Below are 4,161 nucleotides of genomic sequence, written 5' to 3'. Positions count from 1 at the left end.
GGGACGCGGCGGCGTGGCGCCCGGTCCGGCTCGTCGCGGGGCGTGCGGTGGCCGCGGGGCGCGCCGGGAGGCCCACCCACAGCGGGTCGGGGTCCGGCGCCGCGCCGGCCTCGGCGGCCTCGGCGGCGACCTCCACCGGGGCCACGACGACGTCGTCGGTGGCGGGAGCCTCCCTCGCGACGACCTCGACGACCTCGACGACCTCGGGGGCCTCGGGGGCCTCGGGGGCCTCGGGGGCCTCGACGACCTCGGGGGCCTCGGCGGGAGCGGCGACGCTCGGCTGCGGGACGCCGTCGCCCTGCTGCCGCGACGCCCGCGAGGCGCTGCGCCGTGCCTGCCGGGCCGCGGCGCGGTGGGCGGGCCCGCAGTAGCGCCGCGGTGGCCGTCCGGGAATGTCCTCGACCCAGATGTCGCAGCCGGTGAACTCGCACTGCCTCGTGTTCCGGTCTTGCACTCCAGACCCCCACCCCAACGCCGGTCTGCCGGGCCCTACATCGCCCGGTCGACCTGCTGAAACCCGTCACCGCTACGCACGCGGTCGGACCGGGTGGAGTTCGAGTTGATCTCGGAAGCGAACGGATCACACTCGAATGGAGGAGCAACGAGTGCCCTCGGTCGGGGATTCTCCGGGAATTCGTGACGCTGCGTGAAGACCGGCGCAAAGGAGCCGGATACGGCTCCGCCCGCTCGCGGCGTGGACCGGGAGCGGGCGGAGCGGAATGCGTGGAGCGGTGACCGGGTGGTCGTCCGGTCAGTAGGTGGGCAGCGAGGGGTCGACCTGCTTCGCCCAGGCCAGCACGCCGCCACCGACGTGCACGGCGTCGCGGAAACCGGCCTGGTGCAGCGCGGCGAGCGCCTCGGCCGACCGCGCACCCGACTTGCAGTGCAGCACGACCGGCTTGTCCTGCGGGATCTCGGCCAGCGCCTCGCCGGAGAGGATGCGGTCCTTCGGGATCAGCGTCGCGCCCTCGATGCGCACGATCTCGTACTCGTGCGGCTCGCGGACGTCGATCAGGGCGAAGTCCTTGCCCGCGTCGAACATCTCCTTGAGCTCGGAAGCGGTGATCGTGTGACCGGCGGCGGCGTTCTGCGCCTCGTCGGACACCACGCCGCAGAAGGCGTCGTAGTCGATCAGTTCGGTGATCTTCTGCGCCTCCGGGTCCTTGCGGATCCTGATGGTCCGGTAGGACATCTCCAGTGCGTCGTAGACCATCAGCCGGCCCAGCAGCGTCTCCCCGATGCCGGTGATGAGCTTGATCGCCTCGGTCACCATGATCGAGCCGATGGACGCGCACAGCACGCCCAGCACGCCGCCCTCGGCGCACGAGGGCACCATCCCGGGCGGCGGGGGCTCGGGGTAGAGGTCGCGGTAGTTCAGGCCCTTGCCGTTGGGCGCGTCCTCCCAGAACACCGACGCCTGGCCCTCGAAGCGGAAGATCGAGCCCCACACGTACGGCTTGCCCAGCAGCACCGCGGCGTCGTTCACCAGGTAGCGCGTGGCGAAGTTGTCGGTGCCGTCGAGGATGAGGTCGTAGTCGCGGAAGATGTCGAGCACGTTCTCCGAGTCCAGGCGCACCGCGTGCAGCCGGACCTCGACCAGCGGGTTGATCTCGCGGATCGAGTCGCGCGCGGACTCGCCCTTGGGCCGCCCGAGGTCGGACACCCCGTGGATGACCTGGCGCTGCAGGTTGGACTCGTCGACCTCGTCGAACTCGACGATGCCCAGCGTCCCGACGCCGGCCGCGGCCAGGTAGAGCAGCGCCGGGCTGCCCAGCCCGCCGGCCCCGACGACGAGCACCTTCGCGTTCTTCAACCGCTTCTGCCCGTCCACCCCGACGTCCGGGATGATCAGGTGCCGGCTGTAGCGGGCGACCTCGTCCTTGGTCAGCTCCGCGGCCGGCTCCACCAGCGGTGGTAGCGCCATGATGGATGCTCCTCGATTCGTGGGCTCTTCGGTACGTCAACGCGCCTGCGGCCCGGGATCTTCCCAGGTCCCGTCGGCCACCGCGGCCCACAGGCCGGCGACGGCGCGGGCCACGGCCTCGGGCGCCTCGATCTGCGCGACGTGCCCCACACCGGGCAGCATCAGCAACCGGGAGCCGGGGATCGCGGCGGTGGTGCGGTGGGCGAGCCGGGGCGAGACGAGCCGGTCGCGGTCGCCCCAGACGACGAGCGTGGGCACCCGGACGCGGCCGGCCACCGTCCACAGCGACTCACCGCGCAGCCAGCCCGTGACCATCGCCACCCCGGTCAGCCGGGCCGCGTCGAACGCCCACGGCAGGCGGGCCCGCTGGGCGTACTCCTCGGCGGCCTCGGCGAGGCGGTGCTCGGCGGCGATCGAGGGGTCGCCGAAGCACAGCCGCACGACCTGCTCGGCGCGCTCGCGCGGGCTCTGCGCGGCGAGCGCGGCCCGCGCCCCCCGCCCGACGACGGGCAGCAGGGCCAGCAGCATCCGCGGGTCGGACACCCGCCGCGGGTCGGGGCGCCGGTCGGGCATCGCCGGCGAGATCAGCGCCAGGCTGCGGACCAGCTCCGGGCGGCGGGCCGCGACGGCCAGCGCCACCGCCCCGCCCATCGAGTTGCCCACCAGGTGCACCGGCCGCCCGCGCCCGGCCAGGAAGCACAGCAGCGCGTCGGCGTGCACCTCCGGCGTGTAGAGCCCCGAGGCGGGTGGCGGGGACAGGCCGAACCCGGGCAGGTCGACGGCGGTGCCGGCGGCCCGGGTGGACAGCAGGGCGGCCAGGTCGGTCCAGTTCGTCGCCGAGCCGGACAGCCCGTGCACGTAGACGGCGGGGACGCCGTCGGGGCCGGGGGTCTCGCGCACGTGCAGCGTCACGCCGCCGGAGGTCTGCTCCCCGCCCGGCCACGGCGGCCGGTGCGGGTCGCGCTCGGGCAGGGTGGACGGGTCGGCGAGCGGGGCGTCCGGCGGCGCCGCGCGGCCCGACCGACGGCGGGTGACGAGCGGGTGGGCGGCGGGCGCGGAGGGGACCACGCTCGACAGGTACCCGACGCTCGCGGTCCGCGCCAACCCCCGGCGACCCGGGGAGATCCTTCGGACGGTCCGCGCGTTGTCCCGGTGAGGGGTGCCCGGTAGTACTCGGTGAGGTGTCCATGCACAGGAGGTCCACGGCGCGATGAGGACTGCGGTACGGCTGGCCGGCTTCGCCGCGGGGCTGGCGCTCGTCTTCGCCGCGGCCTGGGCGACCGGGGCCAGCGTCGGCCCACCGCCGTCGACGGCCGCGCCGGCGAGCGCCATGGCCCACGACGAGGCCGCCGAGGAGGCGGGGCACGCCCACGACGAGGGCGGCGCCGAGGTCGAGTCGGGCGGGCTGGTGGCCACGGCGGCCGGCTACGCGCTGGTGCCGCAGGGCACCACGTTCCTGCCCGGGGCGCCCGCCGAGTTCGGCTTCGCCATCACCGGCTCCGACGGGCGCCCGGTGACGGCGTTCGACGTCGAGCACGAGCGCGAGCTGCACCTGATCGTCGTGCGCCGCGACACGGCGGGCTTCCAGCACCTGCACCCCGTGCTCGGCCCGGACGGGATCTGGCGGGTGCCGCTGGTGCTGCCGGCCGGCGGGGTCTACCGCGCCTACGCCGACTTCGTGCCCACCGGCGGCCCGCACCTGGTGCTGGGCACCGACCTCTACGTCGCCGGCGACTTCACCCCGCTGCCGACGGTCCCGTCGCGGGTCGCCCAGGTCGACGGCTACCAGGTCCGCCTGGACGGCGAGCTCGTCGCCGGCAGCCCGTCGCAGGTCTTCGCCACCATCACCCGCGACGGCGCGCCGGTCACCGACCTGGAGCCCTACCTGGGCGCGTTCGGGCACCTCGTGGCGCTGCGCCGCAGCGACCTGGCCTACCTGCACGTCCACCCCGACGCGGCCACCCCGGCCCCGACGGACCGCACCGGCCCGGCGATCGCCTTCGTCGCGGACGTGCCGACGCCCGGGGAGTACCGGCTCTACCTGGACTTCCAGCACGCCGGGGCCGTGCACACGGCGGAGTTCACGGTGGCCACCCGCGGCGGGTCGTGACCGGGGCCGTCGGCGACGCCGCCGCCCCGCCCGCGCCGCTCGGGCGGGGGCGGGTCGCCGTCGTCGTGCTGGCGCTGGCGGTCGGCGCGCTCGGGTTCCACCTCGGGGTGGGGGCCGCACCGGCGGC

The 4,161-nt window shown here is 75.3% G+C and carries 3 protein-coding genes and 1 pseudogene; 1 reads left to right on the top strand and 3 read right to left on the bottom strand.

Annotated elements, in window-relative coordinates:
• The 3 genes and pseudogenes from KIK08_RS37575 to KIK08_RS37565 all read right to left on the bottom strand — a co-directional run.
• Positions 1 to 454 (bottom strand): annotated as a pseudogene (locus KIK08_RS37575) (hypothetical protein); the annotation flags it as partial.
• Between the two features lie 297 nt (positions 455 to 751).
• A complete protein-coding gene (moeZ, locus tag KIK08_RS37570; RefSeq protein WP_214408080.1) occupies positions 752 to 1,924 on the bottom strand; it encodes an adenylyltransferase/sulfurtransferase MoeZ in 1,173 nt (390 codons plus the stop codon).
• A gap of 36 nt (positions 1,925 to 1,960) precedes the next feature.
• Complete coding sequence (locus KIK08_RS37565; RefSeq protein WP_308258143.1) at positions 1,961 to 2,992, bottom strand: alpha/beta fold hydrolase; 1,032 nt, start codon at positions 2,990 to 2,992, stop codon at positions 1,961 to 1,963.
• Between the two features lie 142 nt (positions 2,993 to 3,134).
• On the opposite strand from KIK08_RS37565, the gene KIK08_RS37560 reads away from it, so the two are divergent.
• Positions 3,135 to 4,034 (top strand): DUF8832 domain-containing protein, encoded by a 900-nt coding sequence (locus tag KIK08_RS37560; RefSeq protein WP_214408079.1) that lies wholly within the window; start codon positions 3,135 to 3,137, stop codon positions 4,032 to 4,034.
• Positions 4,035 to 4,161: the final 127 nt, after the last annotated feature.

The sequence above is a fragment of the Pseudonocardia lacus genome, assembly GCF_018531445.1.
GTDB lineage: Bacteria > Actinomycetota > Actinomycetes > Mycobacteriales > Pseudonocardiaceae > Pseudonocardia > Pseudonocardia lacus.
This window is presented reverse-complemented; position numbering and strand designations above follow the sequence as displayed.

Excerpts from the sequence above, each read along its gene's own strand:
- moeZ (WP_214408080.1), bottom strand. The coding sequence starts at position 1,924 with ATGGCGCTACCACCGCTGGTGGAGCCGGCCGCGGAGCTGACCAAGGAC.
- KIK08_RS37560 (WP_214408079.1), top strand. The coding sequence starts at position 3,135 with ATGAGGACTGCGGTACGGCTGGCCGGCTTCGCCGCGGGGCTGGCGCTC.